At 67.0% G+C, this 24,113-nt stretch carries 16 protein-coding genes; 6 read left to right on the forward strand and 10 right to left on the reverse strand.

Annotated features, from left to right (window positions below; translation table 11 throughout):
* The first annotated feature begins 93 nt into the window (after positions 1-93).
* Both FKQ52_RS14500 and FKQ52_RS14505 read left to right on the forward strand, forming a co-directional pair.
* Complete coding sequence (locus tag FKQ52_RS14500; RefSeq protein WP_168196874.1) at positions 94-2,754, forward strand: tetratricopeptide repeat protein; 2,661 nt, start codon at positions 94-96, stop codon at positions 2,752-2,754.
* 246 nt (positions 2,755-3,000) lie between these two features.
* Positions 3,001-3,315, forward strand: coding sequence for a hypothetical protein (locus tag FKQ52_RS14505; protein ID WP_141627840.1), 315 nt, complete (start codon positions 3,001-3,003; stop codon positions 3,313-3,315).
* Positions 3,316-3,577: 262 nt separating this feature from the next.
* On the opposite strand, the gene FKQ52_RS14510 is transcribed toward FKQ52_RS14505, so the two are convergent.
* Complete coding sequence (locus FKQ52_RS14510) at positions 3,578-3,880, reverse strand: helix-turn-helix domain-containing protein (RefSeq protein WP_141627841.1); 303 nt, start codon at positions 3,878-3,880, stop codon at positions 3,578-3,580.
* Positions 3,881-4,080: 200 nt separating this feature from the next.
* Here FKQ52_RS14510 and FKQ52_RS14515 point away from each other — a divergent pair, with 200 nt between their 5' ends.
* Entirely contained in the window at positions 4,081-4,605 is a 525-nt protein-coding gene (locus FKQ52_RS14515) for a carboxymuconolactone decarboxylase family protein (protein WP_205750776.1), read from the forward strand.
* 344 nt (positions 4,606-4,949) lie between these two features.
* On the opposite strand, the gene FKQ52_RS14520 is transcribed toward FKQ52_RS14515, so the two are convergent.
* Positions 4,950-6,386 (reverse strand): LytTR family DNA-binding domain-containing protein, encoded by a 1,437-nt coding sequence (locus FKQ52_RS14520; protein WP_141627843.1) that lies wholly within the window; start codon positions 6,384-6,386, stop codon positions 4,950-4,952.
* 130 nt (positions 6,387-6,516) lie between these two features.
* On the opposite strand from FKQ52_RS14520, the gene FKQ52_RS14525 reads away from it, so the two are divergent.
* The 3 genes from FKQ52_RS14525 (at position 6,517) to FKQ52_RS14535 (ending at position 9,930) form a co-directional block, all read left to right on the forward strand.
* The gene (locus tag FKQ52_RS14525) at positions 6,517-7,620 is read left to right on the forward strand and encodes a serine hydrolase (RefSeq protein WP_141627844.1); all 1,104 of its coding nucleotides are present in this window, start codon (positions 6,517-6,519) and stop codon (positions 7,618-7,620) included.
* Between the two features lie 67 nt (positions 7,621-7,687).
* Positions 7,688-8,845, forward strand: coding sequence for a beta-lactamase family protein (locus FKQ52_RS14530; RefSeq protein WP_240811666.1), 1,158 nt, complete (start codon positions 7,688-7,690; stop codon positions 8,843-8,845).
* 296 nt (positions 8,846-9,141) lie between these two features.
* Positions 9,142-9,930: a phytanoyl-CoA dioxygenase family protein gene (locus tag FKQ52_RS14535; protein ID WP_141627846.1), complete on the forward strand. Its 789-nt coding sequence runs from the start codon at positions 9,142-9,144 to the stop codon at positions 9,928-9,930.
* Positions 9,931-10,395: 465 nt separating this feature from the next.
* On the opposite strand, the gene FKQ52_RS14540 is transcribed toward FKQ52_RS14535, so the two are convergent.
* From FKQ52_RS14540 to FKQ52_RS14575, 8 genes are all read right to left on the reverse strand, one after another.
* Positions 10,396-11,508 (reverse strand): sugar kinase, encoded by a 1,113-nt coding sequence (locus FKQ52_RS14540; RefSeq protein ID WP_141627847.1) that lies wholly within the window; start codon positions 11,506-11,508, stop codon positions 10,396-10,398.
* Positions 11,505-12,677: an SGNH/GDSL hydrolase family protein gene (locus FKQ52_RS14545; RefSeq protein ID WP_141628395.1), complete on the reverse strand. Its 1,173-nt coding sequence runs from the start codon at positions 12,675-12,677 to the stop codon at positions 11,505-11,507. The genes FKQ52_RS14540 and FKQ52_RS14545 overlap by 4 nt, the downstream gene beginning before the upstream one ends.
* Before the next feature lie 46 nt (positions 12,678-12,723).
* Positions 12,724-13,476, reverse strand: a complete 753-nt coding sequence (locus tag FKQ52_RS14550; RefSeq protein ID WP_141627848.1) for an SDR family NAD(P)-dependent oxidoreductase — start codon at positions 13,474-13,476, stop codon at positions 12,724-12,726.
* A gap of 41 nt (positions 13,477-13,517) precedes the next feature.
* Entirely contained in the window at positions 13,518-14,828 is a 1,311-nt protein-coding gene (locus FKQ52_RS14555) for an MFS transporter (RefSeq protein WP_141627849.1), read from the reverse strand.
* Between the two features lie 47 nt (positions 14,829-14,875).
* Positions 14,876-17,092: an alginate lyase family protein gene (locus FKQ52_RS14560; protein ID WP_141627850.1), complete on the reverse strand. Its 2,217-nt coding sequence runs from the start codon at positions 17,090-17,092 to the stop codon at positions 14,876-14,878.
* Positions 17,092-19,299 (reverse strand): polysaccharide lyase 6 family protein, encoded by a 2,208-nt coding sequence (locus FKQ52_RS14565; RefSeq protein ID WP_141627851.1) that lies wholly within the window; start codon positions 19,297-19,299, stop codon positions 17,092-17,094. The genes FKQ52_RS14560 and FKQ52_RS14565 overlap by 1 nt, the downstream gene beginning before the upstream one ends.
* A gap of 149 nt (positions 19,300-19,448) precedes the next feature.
* A complete protein-coding gene (locus tag FKQ52_RS14570) occupies positions 19,449-20,186 on the reverse strand; it encodes a FadR/GntR family transcriptional regulator (protein ID WP_141627852.1) in 738 nt (245 codons plus the stop codon).
* A gap of 58 nt (positions 20,187-20,244) precedes the next feature.
* Positions 20,245-23,121: a TonB-dependent receptor gene (locus FKQ52_RS14575; RefSeq protein ID WP_141627853.1), complete on the reverse strand. Its 2,877-nt coding sequence runs from the start codon at positions 23,119-23,121 to the stop codon at positions 20,245-20,247.
* Between the last annotated feature and the right edge of the window lie 992 nt (positions 23,122-24,113).

The raw sequence follows: 24,113 nt of genomic DNA on the forward strand, positions 1-24,113 counted from the left end.
GCGCCGTGCAGTGGCGTTTTCGGGCGGAGCAAGATGACAAACGGCGGTTCTGGACCGCGCCGCAGACGGCGCAGGTGGCGGTTCGCGGACGCCGTGTTCGACGAGGCGGCGTGGAACCTGTCGGTCGCCGGTCGGCCCGTGGAGCTGGAAGGCAAGCCGCTTCAGGTCCTGCACGAACTCCTGCTCAGCGCCGGCGAGGTGGTGACCAAGGCGGAGCTGTTCGATGCCGTTTGGCCGAGCGTGCATGTGGTGGAAGCCTCGCTGACGACGGCCGTCTCCAAGCTGCGCGGCGCGCTTGGCGAGGGCGGGGCCGACATTGTCCAGACCGTACCCCGCATCGGCTATCGCCTCGCCGTCCCGGTCGAGATCGAGCAGCTGTCCACCCCCCTGGCGCCCCGGTTCGCCTTCGCGCCAGGCGATCCGGTCCCGGGACGTCCACAATGGGTGCTCGAGGAGGCGTTGGGGAACAGCGGGGCCGGCGACGTCTGGCGGGCGCGTCACGGGAAGGTCGATGAAACCCGCGTCTTCAAGTTCGCCGACGCGCCGGACCGCCTGCGAAGCCTGCGCCGCGAGGTCGCCCTGTTTCGGCTGATGCGCAACGTTCTAGGCGAACGGCGCCCGTGCGTGGACCTTCTCGAGTGGAATTTCGACGCGGCGCCCTACTTCATCGAGGCGGCGGACGCGGGGCAGGACATGCGCGCCTGGGCCGGCGCTCTGGACAGCGGACTGGAGGGGTTGCCGCTGGAACGCCGCATCGCCCTCGTCGCCGAGCTGGCGCGAGCGGTGGCCGGCGCGCACGGGGCCGGCGTGCTGCACAAAGACCTGAAGCCGGCCAATGTGCTGATCGAGACGCGTCCGGATGCGCCTCCGGTTGTCCGCCTGGCCGACTTCGGCAGCGGCTGGCTGATCGACCAGGACACTCTGGACCTGCACGGTATCTCGGGCGGGCTTCCCGCGGGCGAGGACGAAGCCTCGACCCGCTCGGACACGGCTGCCTATCGCGCGCCCGAGGTGGCGTCGGGCGCCGCGCCCGGGATGGCCGCAGACATCTATGCCCTGGGACTGATCCTCTATCAGATGACCGTGGGCGATCTGGACCGGCCGCTCGCCGCCGGTTGGGAAAGGGACGTCGCCGATCCCCTCGTGCGGGAGGACATCGCCCTGGCGGCCGCCGGCGATCCGGCCCATCGTCTGGAATCGGCCGCGCTGCTGGCCGAGCGGCTCGAGACGCTGGAAGAACGGCGCAAGGCGCGTGCCGCAGCCGAGGCCGAAGCGGAGCGGCGCGAGGCGGAAGGTCGCCGCGAGGAAGCGCGCGCCGCCCGGCGCCCCTGGATCCGACTGGCGATCGGGCTCGGCGCCGTCGGCCTTGTCGCGACCTCGACGGCGGCCCTGGTCGCGGTCAACCAGAGAAACGAGGCCCGGGCCCAGACGGCGGCGGCCGAGGCCAGCTACGCCTTCCTGGTCGACGATCTGCTGGGGCAGACCAATCCTCTCTCCGGGGCGGCCGCGGACGAGACGCTGGCGGCGGCCGCCCTGCGCGCCCGTTCGACCGTCGACGCCCGCTTCGCCCGACAGCCCGAGGTGGCCGCCGGCCTGCACCTGTCGTTGGCCACCGCCTTCGTCCAGCGCGGACAGTACGACGAAGCGCGGCGTTCGTTCGGTTTGGCCGCCGCCGCTTATGAGCGGGCGGGGCTGAAGGATTCCCCCGCTGCGGCGCGCGCCCGGCTGCTGCACGCCCGGGCAGAGGCTCTGTCCGCCCAGCCCGGCGGGTTGGCCAAGGCCAAGGCCCTGACCGAAGCCGAGCGCCGTCGCCTGGGTTCGGCCGCGGACAGGGGGATGCTGGGCTTCCATCTCGCCCAGGCGGAAGCGGTGATCGGCTTCTTCGAGGATCTCGACGCCTCCAGCGCGGCCTTCGCCCGCGCCCTCGCCATCGCCGAAACCCGACCCGCGGGCCTCTCCGATCGCGACATCCTGTTGGTCCGCCAGCAGCAGGCGGTGGTGCTGATGCGCCTGGGACGTCCGGCAGAAGCACTGCCTCTTGCCCGGCGGGTGGCGGCCGACTGGGCCAAGAGCCTGGGACCCGATCACGCCAATACGCTGATCGCCCGTCAGCACTTGGCCCAGGCCCGGCTGATGACCGGCGATCTGGAAACCGCACTGGTCGAGGGCGATGCCCTACTGCCGGTGATGACCGAACGGTTCGGCCGCAACAGTCGCTACACCCTCGGTCTCCAGTCGACCCGTTACGAGGTTCTGGCCACTCTCGGCCGATACGCCGAAGCGGCCGAGGCGGCCGAGGCGGTTTGGAAGGGCGCTGAGATCAGCCAAGGGCGGAGGGCGCACCAGACGCTCGTCGGGCTGAACGACCTGGGCGCCGTCCTGTGCCGGACCGACGAACGACGTCGGGGCCTGCGTCATCTCGACCAGGCCTATCGCGCCTCCCGCGAGGGGTTCGGCGACGACTATCCCCTGACCCATGTGATCCGCTTCTATCTCGGCGAGTGCCTCGTCCTCGACCGGCGATACAGTGAGGCCAAACAGTTGCTTACACAGGTCGATCGCGAGCGGGTCGGCGGTCTGGTCGGCGACGCGGCCTGGGGTGTGATGCTGGATCTGGCCCTGGCCGAAATCGCCGCGGCCGAACATGACCAGGTCGCCCTGCGACAGTTGCTGCCTCGTCTGAGCGATCTGACAAGACCGAACACGCCCGTCTTCGAGCGGCGCCGTCATGAACGGCTCGTCAGGTCAGGATAACGCCCGGCATTCGCAGAACGGAGGGGTCCGCAAGCGGCCTCGGCTGTTGACCGCACTGGGCAGACGGACCTCAGGCCGAGGTCAACGGAAAGTCTGCTTTCTGGAGCCAAGCCAATGTCCGCTTCTGGCGCGGAGTCGCCGTTCATCCTGCTGATCGACGGTCTGGAGACCTCAGTGCTCTATCCGGGCTGAATGACACGGTATCCACGCAGATGGTCGAAACGGTCAAAACGCAAACCCAAGCCGATGCCGATGTGGCTGGCCGGAACAGGAGCGTTCGCCATCGCCTTTGCCGGAGCGACCTACGTCCTCACGCCCGATGCTCCCGGGAAGGCGGAGCTCCGTCGAGAGTGGAGCAAACGGGCAACGGACCAGCACTATTCCGGGTGGCTGAGCCACCTGTCGTCGCTCTCGACCGACACGACCCTACAAGCCGACATCCACACCTTCCTCGACGATGGCGCGGCCGATCCGGCGGGCTTCATCCGGAACCTGTTCGATCGCACGGGCGTCGCCTACGAACTTGTCGGCGAGCGAACTGTCCTTGCAGGTACGGCGTGAACGATACCGGAAGGCGAGGTTAATCGGGCTGGCCGGGCGTTCCGCGGTGCACTCGGGCTTCATCCAGCTTAGTCCGAGCATCGCGTATCAGCACCGCTCGTGATGTCGACTTCTGGCGCTTCCCGGCTTGCTCCAAAGAATAGGGCGGGGCGCCTTCGCGGCTAAGCGGCGCAGTTCCGACAAGTCTGGGCGCTGGATCCACACATGCCCCGCTGACCGCCACGGCTGACCGCGAATTGTACACATGTCGCTGCCGCCTGCCTCACGGCGCGGGATCGTCACGCAAGGGCTTCTCCGCCTTTTGTGCTGCTGACCAAGTTTCGGCAAAGGCATGGAGAGGCAGAATGCGCTCAAGCAGATCCTTGCCGAGCTCAGTCAAGGCGTAGCCTCCAACGCGCAGTTCCACCAAGGCGGAGCCACGCAACTCGTCCATCCGATCCTGCAGGACGCTGGGCGAAAGGCCATCCACCGCATGACGAAGCTTTCGTGACGACAGTGGACCAGTCCTTAGCTCCCAGAGCAGTCGCATGGTCCAACGACGACCGAGCAAATCAAGCAGCGCCATGATCGGTCGCTGCGGCCGATCACTTCCGCTGTCCGAGGGCGCAGGTATTGACACGCTATTATTTCCGTAGCAACAGTTCGCTATTGTTTTGATAGCGGGAGCAAGTCATGGCCACAAGGATTTTGCCGGCCGAGCACGGAGCGCTTCCGGCTACGCTTCAGACATTCCTTGCCCGCATAGGTAAAACGGGTGTGCCTCCTTTGAGTCTGTTTCTCACTCTTGGTCAAAGTGCGCGCGCTTGGGCCAAGTTCAGCGCGGGCTCGCTGTTGGACGAGGACTCGCCACTGTCTCTACGCGAGCGTGAGCTGGTGATTAACCGGACCTGCGCCCTCACACGGTGCGAGTACGAATGGGGCGTCCACGTCTGGATGTTCGCTGCAGCTGCCGGCCTGTCGCGCGGGGACGTTGCAGGCACGCTGGAGCGGCCAATTGATCCTTCGCGGTGGTCCGATGCGGAGCAAGCGTTGCTGGAGACCGTCGATGCTCTTCACGACCGCAGCACGCTCAGCGATGACCAGTTCGACCGGCTCAAAACGTACTTCGAGCCCGCGCAGGTTTTCGAAATCTTCCAGCTCTGCGGCTTTTATCACCAGGTCGCATTCATCGCGAACGGTCTGGGATTGCCGCTCGAGCCCGCCGGCGCACGCTTTGAAGAATATTGGCAAGAGGGCCCGAGGAGCCCGCACTCTCAGGACGCCGCCGTCGAAGACGAGCTGGCGAGTTGATCCGAGCGACGACTTTCGAGGTCCGCTCTCCAGCTGGGCTACGCTGTTGAAATGCAACGCGGGTTTGCGACCCGCCTGCAATAGGCGCGGTCAGGTCGTCGGCGACTGTCGGGAATCTGACGATTTTGCACAACAGCAGTGTGGCGGCGAGTGTCGATTGTGTCGGCGACGTGCCGTGGAAGGATCACGCGCTAGCCTGTAGAAAGCCTGGTTTCCGAACCGGACCGAATGTCCGCTTCTGGCGCTACCAAGACTCACCGTGGCCCGAGCCTGGAAGCAAACTTGAGACGACCAGTGCTGATGAGAGGGCGCGGGTGCAATCCGATGGGCAAGGCCGACCGGAGCTAGGCTATCCGCTCGTCAAGCGCCGCCCGATAGACGCGACCTATGGGCAGGCGAATGCCGCCCTTCAGTTCGACAATCGGTCCCGACCTTCCCGATCGGTGGACGGCCGCAATCCAGGCCGGGTTGACGGCGTGGCTTCGGTGGATGCGCAGCAGATGCCCCGGCGCCAGTCGCACGAGGGCTGAGAGATTGGCCGTGGACAGCAGCTCCTTCCCGTCGGTCAGGGTGATCAGGCTGTAGTCGTCGGAGGCGCGGACGTGGAGCAGGTCGCTCGCGCGGATGAGACGGCGGGACGAACCGTCCGGGATCGACAGGGTTTCGTCCGTCGCGAGCGTGGAGGGAACGGGCGCGGGGCGGGCGAGGCGGATCGCCTGCGCCGCCAGCGCACCGAACAGTGTCAGGAACAGCAGGTAGTAGCCGGTGTCGAGGAAGTCGGGGGCCCAGGACAGGGTCAGGGCGACGACGCTGGCGGCCTGCGCCGTCCGCGCGTTTCTGACGCCGGACAGGGCCCCGACGGTGGCGGCGGTCAGGGTGGCGAAGGCCCCGGCGCGGAAGGCCCACAGGGCCTTGGCGTCCCACCAAGGCGGGCCGAACAGAGCGATCAGCAGGGCGAGGACGAGGGCCGCGGTCAGGCCCCAGCGGAGCCGACGATCTGGAACGAAGACCTGGGCCAAACATCCGAGGGCCAGTGCCGCAATTGCGGCGAGACCGGCGACGGCGGTGAGTCGGACCAACTGCCAAGGATAGCTGTAGGTTAGCGCCAGCTTGGAGGCTTCGACCGCGGTCTGGGCGAGGACGGCTCCGGTCAGCAGGGCGAGGGTCGCCGAGCCGGGCGGACGGCGGGCGAGCCAGAGGCCCGCGGCGCCGAGGAAGGCCAGGGCCAGCAAGCCGCTAAGCAGCAGGGTGGGCAAATAGTGGCGGAGCGTGCCGTGCAGCGGATCGCTGTAGGGACCGATCGACAGGTCATGGATTGGTCGCCGCACGGGCGCCCAGAGATGGTGGGCCGACAGCCGGACCTCGACGCGGTTGGGGCCGAGGCGAACCCGATCCTGCGGAATGGTGATGAGGGAGCTGAAGCGTCCGGGCGTCTCGTGCTCCCGGTCGGGGCCGACCTGTCCATTGGTCCCGATCAGGGCGCCGTTCCAGCGGACCTCGGCGCTGGCGGTGGCGGCGATATGCAGGGCCAGGTGGGCGGTTCTGTCGTCCGGGCCGGCGACGAAGCTCGTGGTCAGGGTGGTGATCGGGGCGTCCAGCGCCAGGCTTGAAACGTCGACGGGGCGGCAGAGGTTCGGCGCCGGGCACAGGCTCCACGCCTGGGTCGGCGTCCGGGCGGGCGCGGGCGACAGCATGGCGGCGATCTGAGGACCGCACAGAGCGATCAGGCCCGCGACGGCCAGGGCCAGGACGATCAGGCGGCTGCGTTCACCGACGCCCATGGTCGTTCACCGAAACCCGGTTGGCGCGATTGCCGGTCCGCCCGAGATCGATGGCTGTCGGGAGCGAAGGGGCGACCACATGGCCGGTTCGTGCCGCTGCGGACCGGCTTAGGCAAGTGAGGAATACTCCATGATCGATGCATCGCTTCCCGCGCTGAACCGCCGGATGCTTCTGTGGGGCGACGCCGCCTCGACTGCGGCGGGGCTGCTGCCGGGCGGGGCCCGAGCAGATGGGCGTGCGGAGGCCGTCGGCGCCGTATTGGACGGCATGGTCCGGGACCACGGCTTCCAGGGCATCGCCGCCGTGGGGCTAGGGGGACGGATCAGGAAAGCGCGCGCCGTCGGAACGGCGAATATCGCAAAGCGGATTCCCATGCGCACGGACACGCCCCTGGGCATCGCCTCCATCTCCAAACGGCTGACGGCGGTGGCGGTGATGCGGCTGGTGGAGCAGGCCGCCCTGTCGCTTGACGCCCCGATCACGACCTGGCTGCCCGACTACAGGGCCGATGTCGGGGCACGACTGACCCTGCGTCGGTTGCTATCGAACAGCAGCGGGGCGCCCAATCCTTTCCGCGCTGCGGTGGCGGCCGAACCGGCCCTGCTGCAGCCGCCCTGGATCGATACGGCGGAGGCGGTCCGCCGCTTCGCCACCGGCGAACTGGTGTTCGAGCCGGGGGCGCGGTTCGACTATGTGCTGTCGAACTGGATCCTCGTGCTGGCGATCATCGAAGCCGTGACCGTACAGCTCTACCCGGAGGCGATGCGGGCGCTGGTGCTCCATCCGCTGCGGATGAGGCTTACGACGCCCGCCGCGCCTTCGGAGGTGATGTCATACCGGACCGTGTCGCCGCCGGTGGAGTGGACCAATCCACGCCCGCCCTTCCTGGCGGCGGCCGGGGGCTATTACAGCACAGCCGCCGACCTGCTGCGGTTTGCTCACCGGATTTACGACAGCGACTTCTTGGCTCCGACTTCGCGGACCGCGCTGACGACCGTCGAAGTCGCCTCGGACAGCTATGCGCTGGGCGGGCGAATGCGGACCGTGGCCATTGGCGGGGTGGAGGTCCCGGCCGCTTGGGAGACGGGCAACACCAACGGCTACCGCTCGGTGCTGGGCCATCGACTGGACGGGCGCGGCGCGGTGGTCATCCTGAACAACAACGCCATCTCGCAGCGAACGATGAACGAGTTCGCCGAGGCCCTGTTGAGGGCGGATGCCGGTGTGACGTGACCAATATTCCACTGGTCGCGGTCAAAGGCGAAGCTATCGTTGCGAGCCTTCAATCAAGGGGAAAATGATGCGTACTGGAGTATTCGCGACCATCCTCGCGGCTGTTCTGTTCCACGGGGCGCCGGCGTCGGCGCAGGGTACTCACCTGCGCGAGACCGTCCAAAGCGTCATGCGCGAAACCGGCGCGCGCGGCATCGCCGTCGCGGTCGTCGAGGACGGTCGGGTCGTAGACGTTCAGGCTCACGGCGACCGCAATGCCGCCGGGGACCCTCTGACGCCCGACACCGTCATGTACGCCGCCAGCCTGACCAAGGCGGCATTCGGCTATATGGTCATGCAACTGGTCGACGAGGGCGTGATCGACCTGGACCGATCCATCGCGGACTATCTGCCACGACCGCTGACCGATTACGGCAGCGACGCGATCGAGGATCGTTACGCCCGCTACAGCGATCTGGCCGGCGACGAGCGCTGGCGGATGCTGACGCCGCGCATCCTGCTGAGCCATCGCTCGGGCTTCGCCAACTTCGCTTTCCTGGAGCCGGACGGAAAGTTGAAGTTCCATTTCGATCCCGGCGCCCGGTATGGCTATTCCGGGGAGGGGATCATCCTGCTGCAGTTCGTGCTGGAGCAGGGGCTCGGCCTGGACGTGGGCGCCGAGATGCAGCGCCGCGTCTTCGACCGCTTCGGCATGGCCCGCACGTCGATGATTTGGCGGCCGGAATTCGCCCAAAACCTGGCCGACGGCTGGACGCTTGAGGGCGAGGTCATTCCGCACGACGAACGCTCCAGGGTACGCGCGGCGGGTTCGATGGACACCACTATCGCCGACATGGCCCGGCTGGCGGCGGGAATCGCGCGCGGCGACGGCCTGTCGCCAGAGGCGCGGGCCGAACGTGTCAGGGCCCAGGCGCCGATCACCACCCGGTCGCAATTCCCCACGCTCCAGCCCGAACTGCCCGCCGACGAGCAGCGGCCCGGCCTGTCCTCGGGCCTTGGCGTGATTCGCTTCGACGGGCCGCAGGGACCCGGCGTCTACAAGGGCGGTCACGACGATTTCGTCGGCAACACCTGGATCTGCGTTGAGCGCGGCCGTCGTTGTGTCGTCATCCTTGCCGATGACGTTCGCGCCGAGCCTGGCTTCCCACGGATCGTCCGGGCTGTTCTGGGCGAGACAGGCGTTCCCTGGAATTGGGAATACGGTGCGATGCGGATGCTGCCCTAGAGTCTGCTTTCGGGCGACTAACCAAGGTCCGCTCCGCGCCAGAAGCGGACATTGCCTGGCTGCCGGGAACCGGACGTTTAGGTGGGCCCCGTTTGAGGGCGCTCTCCCGTCCCTTGGCAGACGCCGTGAACAGGCCGCCCTGCCACTCAGCTTGCCGCCCGCTTTCAAACGCTGGCATAGTCGAGGGATGATGATGAAGGCCAACTTCTTCCCGCTGATCTGAGGCGTGCTCGCCCGGCGCCTGTAGGCGCCGCTCAGATCATTATTCGGCCCGGAGAGGGCCAGGGAGAATAACTGTGCCTCATCATGAGCATGAAGGTCTGACCGACGGTCAGATCCACGACTTCATCAGCAACGGCTTCGTCAGGCTCGACAACGCGTTCAGCGCCGATATCGCGGCCCGGTGCCGTGACGAATTGTGGTCGGAGATCGGACTGTCCCCCGACAACCCCACACAGTGGACGCAGCCTGTGATCCGGGTCGCGTCCAAATCGTCCGAGCCCTTTGTTCAGGCGGCCAACACCCCCCGGCTGCATAGGGCCTATGATCAGCTGGTCGGCAATGGGCGCTGGCTTGCCCCGCTCGGTCTCGGAACCTTTCCGATCCGATTTCCATCGCCGCTATCAGCGGGGGACGATGGCTGGCACGTCGACGTGAGCTTCGGCGACTCGCCCGACTTCATGGAATGGAGGGCCAACATCAAGAGCAGCGGACGGGCGCTTCTGATGCTCTTCCTGCTGTCCGACGTCGGTGACGATGACGCGCCGACCCGCATACGGCGAGGATCGCACTCTGTGATCGCTCGCGAGCTCCTGCCTTACGGCGAGCGGGGTGCATCCCTGCGGCAGCTGGCGGCGGACGGCTTTGCTTCCACCCGCGATTGCCCGGTCAGCCTGGCGACAGGCCCTGCCGGCACGGTGTTCCTGTGCCATCCTTTCCTCGTTCATGCGGCGCAGGCGCACCTAGGAACTGAACCGCGCTTTATGGCCCAGCCACCCCTGCTTCCTCGGGCCGAGTTCGACCCGGCATCGCCACCCTCGCCCGTCCAGGTCGCTATTCGCCGAGCCTGCGGATTGACCCTGTGACTGGCCGCGCCCGGGGCTATTCTTTCGCCTCGGGCGCACAAAGCTTGATCGCCTTCTCCACACGTTGCGGAACCCACGTTCAGTCGGAGAAGCGCCAAGAGCGGTCATTGGCGAACAGCCCGATTCCGGACATTTAGCTCGGCCAACGATGGCCTGTGTTCATCAATCGCCAGGGAATTTCAGACGCGCAGAGACGGGCGCCCGGATCACATGATCGCTGATCGCCAAGGGGCGTGATCGTAGGTGTTTCGCCGGCCCTTCCGGGCGCTCGAGGCTAACGGCGAGCCGGTAAAAATCGCTCGTCGTTCTGATGTTCGACGGCTCCGATCTCACGCCTCATCGCACCCGCCCGCGGCCTGTGGGTCGGGAGCTCATTCAGCCTTCGGATCCGACGCGCGCGCTGGTTCGGCCGACGGCGGCGCCGGATGGCTTTGCGGGCCTCGCGCCACCCCTCTCCGACCGCGCTCAACGCCGGGCGGCGGCCCCGGCGCCACGGGCCAGGGCCTCGACCTCGTCCTCACAGACATTGGCGTTGTCGCCGGGCGTGGTCATGGCCAAGGCGCCGTGGGCCGCGCCGAGTTCGATCGCCCGCTGGCCGCCCTCGCCGTTCAACAGGGCGTGGATGACGCCCGAAGCGAAGGCGTCGCCGCCGCCCACCCGATCAAGGATTTCCAGATCGGATCGCAGCGCGGAGGCGTACCGGTCGGTCCGATCATGGAAGACGCCTTGCCAGCTGTTCGCCGAGGCGCTGCGCGGGTCCCGCAGCGTATAGGCGACGCCCTTGAGGTTCGGAAACATCTCGAACGCCAGGGTCGCGGCCCGGGTCGGGGGAGCCGGATCCGTCGACCAGCCGCGGCGACCGGCCCAATCCTCGGCCAGCCCCAGACAGGCGCGCAGTCCGTGGTCGTCGCCGAACAGCAGGTCGGCTTCGGCTATGATGCGGCGGTTCACCTCTCGCGCGGCGGACGGGTCGGGGTGGCTGTTCCACAGGCTGGCGCGGTGGTTCAGATCGTAGGAGACCGGCACGCCATACCGACGCGCCGCCTTCGCGGCCGTGACGGCGGTGCGCGCCGTGCTCTCCGACAGGGCCGCGAAGATGCCGCCGGTGTGCAGCCAACGCGCGCCGCCGGAGCCGAACAGGGCGTCCCAGTCGAAATCCTCGGGCGTCAGGGCCGAGGCGGCGGAGTTGGCACGGTCGGAGACGCCGAGGGGCGCCCGGACGCCGAAGCCGCGCTCGGTGAAGTTCAGCCCCAGTCGGGTGTTGCGCCCGATGCCGTCCCAGTCCCGCCACAGGACATGGCGGACATCCACTCCGGCGGAGGCGATGAGGGACTCGGTCAACACCCCCAGCTCGTTGCGCGGCAGGGCGGTGAGGACAGCGGTCGGGCGGCGGAAGGTCCGGCTGAGGCCGCGGGCGACGTTGTACTCGCCGCCGCCCTCCCAGACCTTGAAGGCGCGGGCGCTGCGTACGCGGTCCTCGCCGGGATCGAGCCGGAGCATCACCTCGCCCAGGGCGACGCAGTCCCAGGCCCGGCCTTTTGCGGCCGGGACCGCCCAGCCGGTTGTCGGATCCCTCATGCCGGGCGACAGCCGAACCGGGCCAGATCGATACTCTCGGCCATCAGGCGGTAGCCCTCGTCATTCGGATGCAGGCGGTCGTCGCGGCTGGCCCCTTCGCGGAAGCCCTCCGGTTTGTCCGGATCGCGGACCGCTGCGTCAAAGTCGATCACCCCGTCGAACACCCCGTCCTCGCGGATGAAGCGGTTCAACGCCTGCCGCGTGCCCTCTGACACGGGCTCATAGCGCTCGGAGCCCTCGAACGGCGTCAAGGTGCCGCCCATGACGCGGATATTGCGGTCGTGCAACCGACTGACCACCTGACGGTAGCCGAGGATCATGTCCGCCGCGTTTCGTCCCGGACGGGTCGGATCGCCGTTGTGACGGATATCGTTGATACCCTCGAGCAAGATCACATAGTCGACCTGAGGCAGAGCCAAGACGTCACGGTCCAACCGCGCGAGGGCGGAATGGCTGCGGCCGTTGTCCATCAGCCGGTTGCCGCTGATGCCCTGGTTCAGCACGACGATTTGACCCGGGCAGGTCGCCTCGAAGCGCCGCGCCAGAAGGCTGGTCCACTCCCGGTGCGCGTCCAGCGTGGCCGTCGCCCCCTCGGTGATAGAATCCCCTAGGGCGACCACCACGGTCGGGGCGCTGTCCCGCTGGGCGTAGACAGCCGAGACAACATTCTGACGACGGACGACGCGGGCGCTGTCCGGCGCCTCGCCGCGCCCCTCGACGATCCGCACCGGGGTGCGACGCACGGCCGGCTGGGTCGCCTCGGGGAAGTGGATGCTCAGCGATACGTCACCGAACGCCGGGACCGTCAGCGCGACGGGATCGCTGATCCAGGCCGCCCCGACCGGGATGACAACCTCGCTTCGGCCGTCGAAGGTGACGGGAACGGCATCGCCCTGCCCGTGCGTCAGGCGCGCGGTCAGGCCATCGAGGTGCAGGGGGGCGACGCCCAACTCGTTGGTGACGCGGAACCGCAGGGCGGTCGCCGACGTCCCCAGCCGCATGTCCTGACGCACCGTCTGTGCATTGAACAGCACCGGCGCCTCGGGCGTCCCGTCCTTGCGGTCCGGGGCCGCAGAAGCGGTCCAGGCCGCGACCCAGACCGGCCCTCCCGAAACGGTCTGGGCCCGGACCGGGCCGGCGGAAAGGACCAAGGCGGCGACGCACGCCATGGCCGTCATCACACCACGCATCGTCAATACCCTTCAGCGTTCAGGATCAGGAGAAGAAGGTTCCGCCGTTCACGTCTACGTTGGCGCCGGTCATGAAGCCGGCCGCGTCGGACGCCAGGAACACCGCCGTCGCGGCGGCTTCCTCGGGACGCCCTTCACGACGCAGCGGCGTGCCGTTCGCCACGGCCTGACGCACTTCCGGCCTGGTGAAGTCGTCGTGGAAACGGGTCGAGATCATGCCGCAGCACAGGGCGTTCACGCGAATGCCCCTTGGCCCGAGTTCCTTGGCCATCGAGCGGGTGAAGGTCATCACCGCGGCCTTCGACGTCGCGTAGATCGCCGCGCCGGGACCGCCGCCGTCACGGCCGGCCAGCGAGGCGAAGTTCACGATGGCGGCGCCCGCCTCCATGTGCGGAACTACGGCCTTGGTGGTCAGGAAGACCGACTTCAGGTTCAGGTCCATGACCCTTTGGAAGAAGCCTTCGTCGATCTCGGCCAGCGGCTTGCGCGCCACCATGCCGCCGGCCGTGTTGACCAGAACGTCGATCTTCCGACCGAAAGCCGCCTGGGTCGCGGCGACCAGTCCGTCCACCGCCGCGGCGTCCGTGACGTCGGCGCGGTGCAGGATCGCTTCGCCGCCGGCCTCCCGGATCAGGCGCAGGGTCTCCTCCGCGCTGGCTTCGTCATTGGCGAAGTTGATGCAGACCTTCGCCCCCTCAGCCGCCAGCTGAAGCGAAACGGCCCGGCCGATGTCGCGGCCGCCGCCGGTGACGATGGCCACCTTGTTCTTGAACGTCATGTCTGTCGTGGTCCTGAGGGAGAAAGGGATTGGAAGCGCTGTCAGGCCTGGTCGCCCGGAGCCCGGACGCCGGAAGTCTCGCTACCCGGAGCGTCCAGCTTCCGGACCGGTCCGGTGATCCACCAGATTGCGATCAGGCTCAGCGGGATGAGCGAGGCCACCAGGATGAAAATCGGGGCATAGGAGACCTTGGTCATCGTCGGCACCAGCCAGGTGGTGATGAGGGTCCCGGCCACGGCCGCCATGCCGCCGACGCCGGCCAGCGATCCCACGGACTTGCCGTGGAACAGGTCGCCCGGAATGGTCTGGATGTTGCCGATGGCGACCTGGAAACCGAACAGAACCACCGCGATGGTCAGCACCGCCAGGGTCGGGTCGGTCGCCAGGACGGCCCCCAGCAGCGCCGGCGCCATGATGACGCAGCCCAGGGTGATGACCCATTTGCGGGCGCGGTCGGCGCTCCAGCCCGACGCGATCAGCTTGCCCGACAGCCAGCCGCCGGACAGGCTGCCGATCATGGCGCCGACGAAGGGCACCCAGGCGAAGATGCCGATCTGCTTGATGTCGAAGTTGAAGGTCTCGGCCAGATAGATCGGCAGCCACGACACGAAAAGCCACCAGATGGGGTCCAGAAAGAAGCGCGAGAGGACCAGGCCCCAGCTCTGGCGATGGGACATCATCTGCTTCAGCGTCGGGGTGTAGATCGGACCGACCGGGCCGCCGGCATCGGCCGGGGCGCCCAGGATCAGGACCCGCTCGGCCTCGCTGACCCAAGGATGCTTGTCGGGACCCGCGCGGTAGATAACCAGCCAGGGCAGCAACCAGATGAAGCCCAGGGCGCCGACGAGGATGAAGGTCCCCTTCCAGCCCAGCCAAAGGAACAGCAGGGCGATCAGCGGCGCCGAGATGATGGCCCCGATAGAGGCGCCGGCGTTGAAGATGCCTTGGGCGAAGGCGCGTTCCCTGGGCGGGAACCACTCCGCGTTCGCCTTGACCGCGCCGGGCCAGGCGCCGGCCTCGCTGATGCCCAGCACGGCGCGGACGACGCCGAAAGAGGTGATCGAGTTGGCGACGGCGTGCAGGGCGATCGAGATCGACCAAACCCCAATCGACAGGGCGAAGCCCATCCGGGTGCCGATCTTGTCGAACAACCGGCCGAAGACGAACTGGCCCGCCGCGTAGAACAGCATGAAGACGGTGACCAGAAGGGCGTAATCCTCCTTGGTCGCGCCGATGTCGTCGGCGATCTCCGGCCACATCACTGCCAGGGCGTTGCGGTCGATGTAGTTGATTACCGTGGCCACGGCGATGAGGCCGATGATCAGCCACCGCACTGCGGATCGTTTCTGCATCACTCTCGCACTCCCGTCGCGGGTCGGTCGCCTGGGCGCCGGTCTCTCTATCGATCCAGTCGGGCCCAGGGGCCGCTCCAGCGCCAGGTCTGCCCGTCGGCCGAGACCGAATGGGCCACGCCCGTCGTCACATCGTCGGCCACGCCCAAGGCCAGGGTCTTGCCCGAGGCCAGGGTCAGCACGATCACCTCGCCCCCGTCGCCGCGCACCCGTTTGACGTCCTGAACGCGACTGTCGGCGCCGGTCACCGTCTCGGCCGTGCCGTCGTAGCGACCGTGCGGCTCAAGCACTCCGAAGAAGGACACCTCGGACTGGCCGTCGACGCGCTGGATCAACAGGGGCTCGCGACGCAGGTTGAAACTGGGGTCGTTGGCGCCGCTTTCGGCGAGGATGGCGCGCGACGGCGCGCTGGCCCCGAAGCGCCACGTGTAGAAGCGGCCGTCCAGCAACCAGGTCAGGCTTCGGGTCTGCTCCGCCGCCGCCGTGGAGGCGTCGACCCACAGATGCTGATAGCCGTCGGCGCGGCCCAGCACCGGTCGCTCGGCCACTGCCCGTTGAGCCTCGAAGCCGACGTTCATGATGTGGCCGTTGTAGTGCAGCGGCAGGTCGAACCGAGCCGCCGTCGAGCTGGTGACCCGCAACAGGTCGATGACGATCGGCAGGCCCAGATCCGGATGCTCGACCAGGGCTTGGGTGCGGGTGAAGACCACGCCGTCATAGGCCCCTGTCTGGCGGGCGGAAACGATCTGCGTCCCCTCCCCCGCTTCGAAGAAGAGCACTTCAGGCGCCCGATCCTCGCCGATGCGCCAGTCGCCGCCGAACTGGTTGCGCTCGTTCACCACCAGGGTGTTGTGCGCGACGGTCGTCTTGGCCCAGCTGTTGTTCTCCGGCAGATAGATGCCGCCCGCCTTGGCCTCGATGTTCAGGAACCGCGCGGCGCCGTAGTCGGTCACCACCCGCTGGCCGTTGTCGTAGAAGAGCCAGTTCAGCTTGTCGAAATGGCCGTGGCCCATGCCCATGGCCGTGGCCTTGAACACGAGGGCCTGACCGTCTTCGCCGTTCTCGCGCAGAATGCCCAGGCCGCCGTGCGCGCCGTCGGCGCCGTCGCGCAACAGAATCGAGCGGAAGTCGAACGGACGCGCCCGGCCCTCCGCCACGCCTTGGGCCACGCGCAGGCCTTCCGGCGACAGCAGGGTGCGACCTTGCCGCTCGGCGATGGACAGCAGGCCCGGGTCTTGTGATCGCGCATAGGCGACGGCCACGCCGGTGACCAGTTCCTCGGTGTCCAGTCCCTTGTCCAGGATCGCGTCGTTGATAGGGATGAAGTAGCCGCCGTAACTGGACTGGATCACGGCGTCGACGGCCTTCAACAGCACGCCGTCACGGTGGCGGAAGATGCCGCGTTCCGGGTCGTTCTGTTCGATCGCCCGCGCGAAAATGATGAAGGGCGCCAACGCATAGCGCTGATAGTACGGCCCCTCCTCGTAGTAGCCGTCCGGCGAGAACAGTTGGTCGATCTGGGCGATGAAGCCGGCCGAGCCGTCCCTTTTGAGACCCATCAAGGCCTTCCCGGACATCTCGGCGTCGCGCAGGACGTAGCCGGTCATGCCGACGGCGGCGACGGCCCAGGTGGCGTGGTTATGAATGCGCTCGAAATTGTCCGGCGTCTCGTCCGACAGGAAACGCGCCATGCGGCGGAAGACCTGGCCGTCGATCTTCTGACGGTCCTCGGCGCTCAGCGTCTCGCGGATCGCGTCATAGCCCTGGATCGAATAGACAAGCCAGACGGAGTCGTTCAGCGTCTGCCAGAAGATGCGGCCCGGAACCTGGCCGCGTCCGGCCGGGTGGGCGCCCAGTGTCGGATACAGATCAGCGTACTTCAGCAGCAGGTCGCGCGCGAAGTCGGCGTAGGCGCGATCGCCGGTCAGGCGGTACAAGGCGCCGGCGTTGTAGATCGCCTGATAGTTCCGCTTGTGCTGTTCATGGGTATAGCCGCCGCCCGGATCGCGCGGGATCGGCACGTCGATCTCCCGCCTCATGGCGGCGCGGACCATCCGTTCGACCCGCGCCTGCTCCGAGGCGAACATGGGATATTGGCCGCCAGTCTCGGCCATGCGCCGCCAGTCGTCAGGACTGGTCAACACCGGCGTCGTCGCCGTCCGGGCCTGGACGACGGCGGACGGGACCGGGGTGGCCGCGGCAGGCATCGCGCCTGTCGCCACTCCGGCCAGCAGCAGGGCCGCCAGGGAAAGCCTGAGGATCATCACAAGGTCTCCGGCAGGACCGCGATCGGGGCGACATCGGATTCAAGCGGCGGCGTGCGCACCAGCTGGTTGTCGCGAACCACCAGAATCGGCTCACCGACGCGATGGCTGAAGCGGACGGCGCCGCTGTCGGTCAGCCGGTTGCCCGTGACCTCAGCGAACTGGACCCCGCGCATCAACAAGGCGGGTGTCGTGGCGGACCCCGCCTTGTCGAAGACGACGCCTGTCACGGACATACGAGGCCCAAAGGTGCTCTCGTCCGTGCCGCCGCGATACAGATCGACAACCGGCCCGCCGACCCGGCGGAAGGTCCCGCCTTCTATCCGGACGGTCTCGGCGTTGTAGGTCCCACGGTCGTCGGTTTCGGCGGCGGCTGAAACGACGGCGCCGCTGATGTTCTCGACCGTGACGCCCTTGAGCAGCACCCGATCCGCCATACTGCCCTTGCCCAGGGCGATGACATCGAACCCCCGGTTGACGGTCAGGTCCGAGATCCGGCTGTCCTCGACGATGATCTCGAAATTTGCGGCGTTCGAACCGGCCGCGACCCTGATCACCGCATTGCCGACCTCGTCGGGCGCATCGCGCCCGGTGACGGCCAGGCGCGATAGCTTCAGCGAGCCGCCCCGTTGGAGCTGGAACAGCGCCGGGCGGGAGAAAGCGATCTCGGCCTCGCCCTCGGCGGGACCTCGCACCGTCAGCGGGGCGTCGACCAGGATGGTGCGATCAACCGAATAGCGCCCCGCAGCCAGGGTCAGGACGGCGCCAGGCGCGGCGGCTTCGGCCGCATCGGCCAAGGCGCCCTCGCCGGGCGGCACCGCCACCTCCCCGCCGGTGTCCAGACGGGGTTGCTGGCCGTGCTTTGGATACCAGGGCACGCCGGTGGCGGCCCGGGCCACGATGCGCAGATTCCGCGAGGCGCCGACCCCATCCACCCCCTCAGGGACCATAAGGCCGCCGGGCCCGCGGGTCAGGGTGACCGCGCGGCCCTCGAAACCGCGGGCCAGGCCGGCGGACACCGCCGGGCTCTGGATGTTTCCCGCAAAGGCGATGCCGGACATATCGCCCAGGATGCGCACCGGATCGCGGCGACCGTCCGCTGCGACGATCAGGTTGTTGGCGAAGCGGCTGTTGATCGGCGCGGCCGACCGCTCCTCATCCATGCCGGCGCCCAGGAAAACGCTGCGCGCGCCGATGATGGTGTTGTTCTCGATCACCGCATTGTCCACCTGATGGTAGCGGTTGATCGGCGACTCCGGCACGCCGTACATGATGCTGAAGGCCGAGCCGAAACCGTCGCCCGCCAAGCCTTCCATGTAGTTGTTCCGGACAGTCTGGTTGCCGTTGATGATCCGTATGCCGCCGGTGTGCGGCTTGTTTCCGCCGATGAAGACGTTGGACTCGACAAGATTTCCGGCGCCGTGACGCAGCACCAGGGCCCCGCGCGACTGGAAGAAGACATTGCCGCGGTAGGTGTTGCCGCCCGACTTGTTGGAGACGATCTCCACCTCGCCGTCGCAGCCCTCGAACCAGTTGTTCTCGACCACGGTGTTCGAGGCCGACAGGGAATCGGCGCTGGAACCGACGCGGATGGTCTCCCCGCCATTCGAGCCCAGGTTCGGGCGCGGGCCGAAATAGTTGTGGTCGATGCGGTGCCGGTTATCGAGCCCCTGCTGCTCGTCGCGGACGACGACCAGGGTGGCGCCCAGATTGGTTTTGCCCGTTAGGTGGTTGTGGTCGAAACGATTGTGCGAGCCGTACAGGGCCACCCAGTTGTCCGACGTCCCGCGATCCGGCTTGTTGAAGCCGTCGATGACCACGCCGGTGACGCGGCTTTCCACCGCGCGACGGTCCCGCGAACGGCGGAACGAGATGACCTCGCCGGTCGGCGAATGGCCGTCGCGAAAGACGAGGTTCGACACCACCAGCTGCCGACCGGCCATGCGCAGATTGGATTGCCCCGACAGAATGACCCGCCCCGGGGTCTGGGCCGTCAGGGTGATGGGGCGGCCCGGCTGCCCCTCGGCGTCGAACAGGATCTGGAAGTCGGTCCACACGCCGTCCGCCAGGACGATGGTGTCGCCCGGTTTCGCGGCGCGGACGGCCCGCTGATACGCCTGCGGATCGTTGACCACGGTCGTGGTCTGGGCTGCGGCGGCTCCCGCCCAAAGCAATACGACCGCGGCGGCCGCCCATCTGGCAAACATTCTCGCCTCCCATTCGGTCCGGCTTGACGCGGACTCGCTGACGGCTCTGCGGCCGACACGAGGAGGCTAACAGCAAGAACCGGCTGCGCCAACCACTTGGTTCAGAAAAATACCCCCTCCATACAGACCAATTGGTCTGATTTTGGCGATTAGACCGCCCGGGTGCTTATCAGGAACCGTTCGCGGCTGGCCGCCGTCTGGCGTTCCAGTTCCTGCTGCGCCTGGGCCGCGCTGGCGTCGAGCATGGCTGACAGAAGGCGGTTGAAATGGGCGCGCATGGCGCGCCGGGCGCCGGACGGATCGCGCGCCTGCAGGGCGTGGAGGATGGCCATGTGCTCCTCGACACGGGACGAGTCGTCGATCTCGCAGACCGCCTTGTGAGCGGCCCGCACCTGCGGCTGCTCGGTCCGCATACGCCAAAGGGTTTCAATGGTGTGCAGAACCGCGACATTGTTCGCGGACGCCGCGATGACCCGATGAAACTCCCGATCAGCGGCGTCGGGGTCCAGGTCTGGATTGCTCCCATCCATAGCCTTGACAAGATATTCGAGACGTTCGAGCGCCTCGGGCGTGATCACCGATGCGGCCAAAGCGGCCGCTTCGGATTCGAACAGGGAGCGCGCCTCCGTCACCTCGAAGGGGCTGACAGTCGGCAAGGCGTGGGCGGCCGCGTTCCCGCAGACGAAGACGCCGGATCCGGTCTTGATGGCCAGCTTGCCCTGGGCCTGCAGCGCGACCTCGGCTTCACGCACCGTGACGCGGCTGACACCGAACTGTTCCGCCAGTTCGCGCTCGCCAGGCAGCTTCGCGCCGGGGCCGTAGCCCTCATCGGCGATCAACTGCAGGATCTGTTCGGATACGGTGTGGAAAAGGCGCTTCTGGCTCATTGTCGCAGCGTAGCCGAACCGGGGCGTCGGGCCAATCGGTCCGACACCCCTCGTCCGATCAGAACCGGCGCCGCATGGAGACGTAGTATTTGCTCCCGTAGGCGTAGTAGCCGCGGGTCGATCCCCACACCGGCATGTCCTCGATGCGCGGCTCATCGGTGATGTTGATCGCCTCGAACTGCAGGCGGGTGTCGCGGCCGAACTGGTAGCTGGCCCGCAGGTCCAGGGTTCCCGCCCCGTGGACGTAGCGCAGCTGCGAATTGCCGCCGACGAAGTCCTGATAATAGTCGGAGCGGTACTTGTAGATCGCCTGGAGATCCAGATCGCCGATCTGGTAGTAGAGCTGGGCCGACAGAACGTCCTTGGACAGGCCCGAAAGGCCGGCGGGCGGGATCATGCCCTCGGTGACCGCCCCCGTGGCGGCGTCAATGACATCGCCCAGGCGGACATCCTCATTCTCGAAGTCCAGGTCGGCGTAGCTGTAGCTGACCTTGATCCCCAGGCCGTCGAACGGCGCCGGCAGGCTGGAGAAGCGGTAGGCTCCCGTGACCTCGAAGCCCAGCAGGGTGCTTTCGTCGTCGCTGTTCTCGGTCTGGACGACCGGCACGGTGACCGACTGGCCGTCGATGACGAAGGTCTCGTCATAGGCGACCGGCCGGAAGCCCCCGGTGAACTGCTTGGCGTACACCGCCAAGGCAAACATCGAGTCGCGGTTGGCGTAATATTCCAGCGACAGGTCCGCATTCCACGACATCAGCGGCTCAAGGCGCGGGCTGCCGTTGGCGGTAATATTGCGCAAGGCATCGGCCACGTTCGAATAGTCCGCGCCGCTGTCGACGGTGATGATCCGCCCCGCGCCCAGGGCGCTCGGCGCCGGACGCGACATGGCGCGGAACAGACCGCCACGCAGCAGCAGGTCGTCCTTCAGCTCGAAGGTCAGGTTCAGGCTGGGTAGCCAGCGCGTGGTGCCGTGCTCGATGACCACTTCATCGAACTCGCCGGTCGGGACCAGGCTGATCGTGCCGTCGCCGTTGTCCACGACGTTCAGATCTGCGCGCAAACCCTTGGAGGTGACTTGCGTGTCCACGACACGAAGGCCGACGTTGCCGCGGAACGGCAGGTCGCCGGCCATGCCGGCGAAGCTGGCCATGCCGTAGGCGGCCCAGACGTCTTCCGAGACGTCGCGGTTCTCGACGGCGCGGATGTCGATCGGCAGGCCGGTGTCCGGCACGCCCGAATAGGCCTCGAACAGACAGACGGCGTCGAAGGTCGCCCACCGTTTGATGGAGTTCGACGAAGAACTGTCCAGGAAGTCATTCTGCGGGAAGGCCGTACGGCACAACAGGTTGGCGGCGCGGTCCACCGCGCGATCATCCTGGGTGAACTCGACACGGTTGTCGAAGTCCGTGAATGTCATCGTCGAGTAGCGAACGCCGGCGTCAAAGGCGGTGAAGAACCCGTCCGCCGGCTCATAGGTGGCGTCGAACCGGCCTGCGAAGATCTCGTGATCGCGTTGGCTCTGGTCGCGACGGATGCGGGCGTCGTCGCTAAACAGGTCGTGGTTGGTGATGTCGAAGCGCGGATCGATGGTGAAGGTCGGCACCGGACCGTTGCGCAGATCCATGGTGTAGGGCACCCGTTGGTTGTTCATCGGGGTGCGGACGCCGTAGATGTCCAGCGGGTCCGAGCGCAGACGAACATTGCGGTCGGTCTCGTTGCGCAAGGTGTGCGACCAGGACACATCGCCCTTCAGGGTCAGGGACTCGTTCACGAAATACTCGATGTTCAGACCCGCGCCCTCGTAGGTCTCGGAACGGTTCTTGAAGGTCGAGTTGGTCTCGATAGAGCTGTTGCCGGTCACGGCCTGCAGCACGTGGTTCTCGTCAACGACCCGATTGGTCAGGCCGTAGCGGCCTTCCGAAATGCCCAGTTCGTTGCGCCGCTCGTTGTAGGAGCGATCCGAGTACTGATAGTCGAGGTTGACGTTCAGGCGATCATTGGGCCGCCACTGGACCGCGCCGAACCAAGCGTCGCGGGTGTCGTCTTCTTCGATCTGGCGGAAGATGTAGCTGTTCGGAACCAGATAGAAGGGCGTGCCGGCCGCGGCCTGGGCGCGTGACACCTCGGCGCAGTTGCCGGTCTGGGTGGTGGTGGCGTTACAGGCCACCCAGGTCGAGCTGGCGTTGTAGACTTCTTCCGGATTGGTGACGTCGTTGCGCTGGAAGCCCAGCGACAGGCCGAGCTTGCCAAGACCACCCAGATCGAACTGATCCACGAAGCTGAGGGTCCCCCGATAGCCCGGGGAAGGCTGGTTCAGCAGTCGATCCTCATAGGGGTTGTAGTTGACCTTTCCCTCGATCTGGATGCGACGACGGTTGAAATCCAGCGGCCGCAGGGTGCCGAGTTCCACCAGGCCGGACACGCCACCCTCGATAAGATTCGCCTGTTGGGTCTTGTAGACCTTGATCTGGTTGATCAGCTCGGAGGGGAACTGGTTGAAGTTGACCGAACGGTCGCCGCTGCCGTTGGAGGCCTCGCGACCGTTGAAGGTGGAGGCTCCCAGGAACGGCCCCATGCCACGAATGGCGATTTCGGAGGCGCCGCCCTTCTCGCGGTGTGACGCCGCGCCGGTGATGGTCTCGATCGCTTCCCCCACCGACAAGGCCGGCAAATCACCGATTTCATCAGCCGTCAGTGCGTCCACGATGGTGGCTTCCTGGCGCTTGGTCTCTATGGAACTCTGCATCGTGCGCCGGGTGCCGGTGACGACGACCTCGTCGAGAGTGGCATCCTCGGTGACGACGGGGGCGTCTTGAGCGTCCTGGGCGAAAGCCGGTGCGGCGACCGCCCAACAGATCACCGACGCACCCGCCAGCAAGATCGACCGACCACGCGCGACTACGCGCGGCTCACGCCCGCCAAACCAAACCTGCATGCGGCCCTCCCTTGAGCCTTTTGTTTTGTTGGCCGAAGCTTCCTTGAGCAGACCACTAAGTCAAGCCAGTTGGATCAGTTCTTTCGCAATTTCGTTATACCAATTGGTATGTTTTTAAGATGTCTGTCTGCTGCAAGGCGCTCTCGCGGGGACCACCACAAGGGAGCGTCGCAGGACAGAGCGCGAGGGGCGCAAGGTCGATCACGGGGGACACCGGCGGCTCCTGGCCATGAACGCGGGTCATCACTCGTTCAGGCGGGGCGCGTTCATCCGCGATCGCGGGGATTGATCGCACGGCATACGGCGTCGGCACTTCGCCCCTGTCCGACGGTTTGACGGTGATGCTTGAGGACGGGGGTCCGGTCATACCGGGATGGGCCGGAGCAGACCGGTCCCCCAGGTCGATAGTCGGCTGACGTTCCGGGACAAACCCGAGGCGGGTGTCAAGCACGAGCCCCTTTGTATCAAGGGATAAGGGTTGTCTGGACCGGCCAAGGCTGACCCTACCTGAACCCGTCATGGCGGACCTTGGCGCAACCGACCAACGGGGGACGCCGGCTATCGGTCGTGCGGGGGTGGTTAGCGGCTCCGCTGATCGTCGGCCTCCGCTTCGTCCTGATCGGACAGAAGCAGACATTCCGAACCACCGCTTTGAGTCAGAAACTGTCTCTAGTTGCCGGCCAGATCCGTCCATGATCCTGGGCCAGAACGCCTGGCTCGACCGGACCAACGTCCTCAAAAACCCCTCAGATCCGTTTGCCGGCAAGGAACCGAAAAGCGAGAGCAGTTGAAAGCTTCCCAAGCTTTCGTGCGGGTTCGATTCCCGCTGCCCGCTCCAGCCTCGGGGCGTTTCAGCGCCGGAGGCTCGGGGACCGGATCAGTCTTCCGGACGCCCGGGCGGGCTTCCCGCAGCCGGCGGCTCGTACCGAACCGCCAGCGTCCTGCTCCAGGAGACATCGTCCGGGTGGGTTCTGGTCACGGCGCAACGCCAG

It is taken from the genome of Brevundimonas sp. M20 (assembly GCF_006547065.1).
Taxonomy (GTDB): Bacteria; Pseudomonadota; Alphaproteobacteria; order Caulobacterales; family Caulobacteraceae; genus Brevundimonas.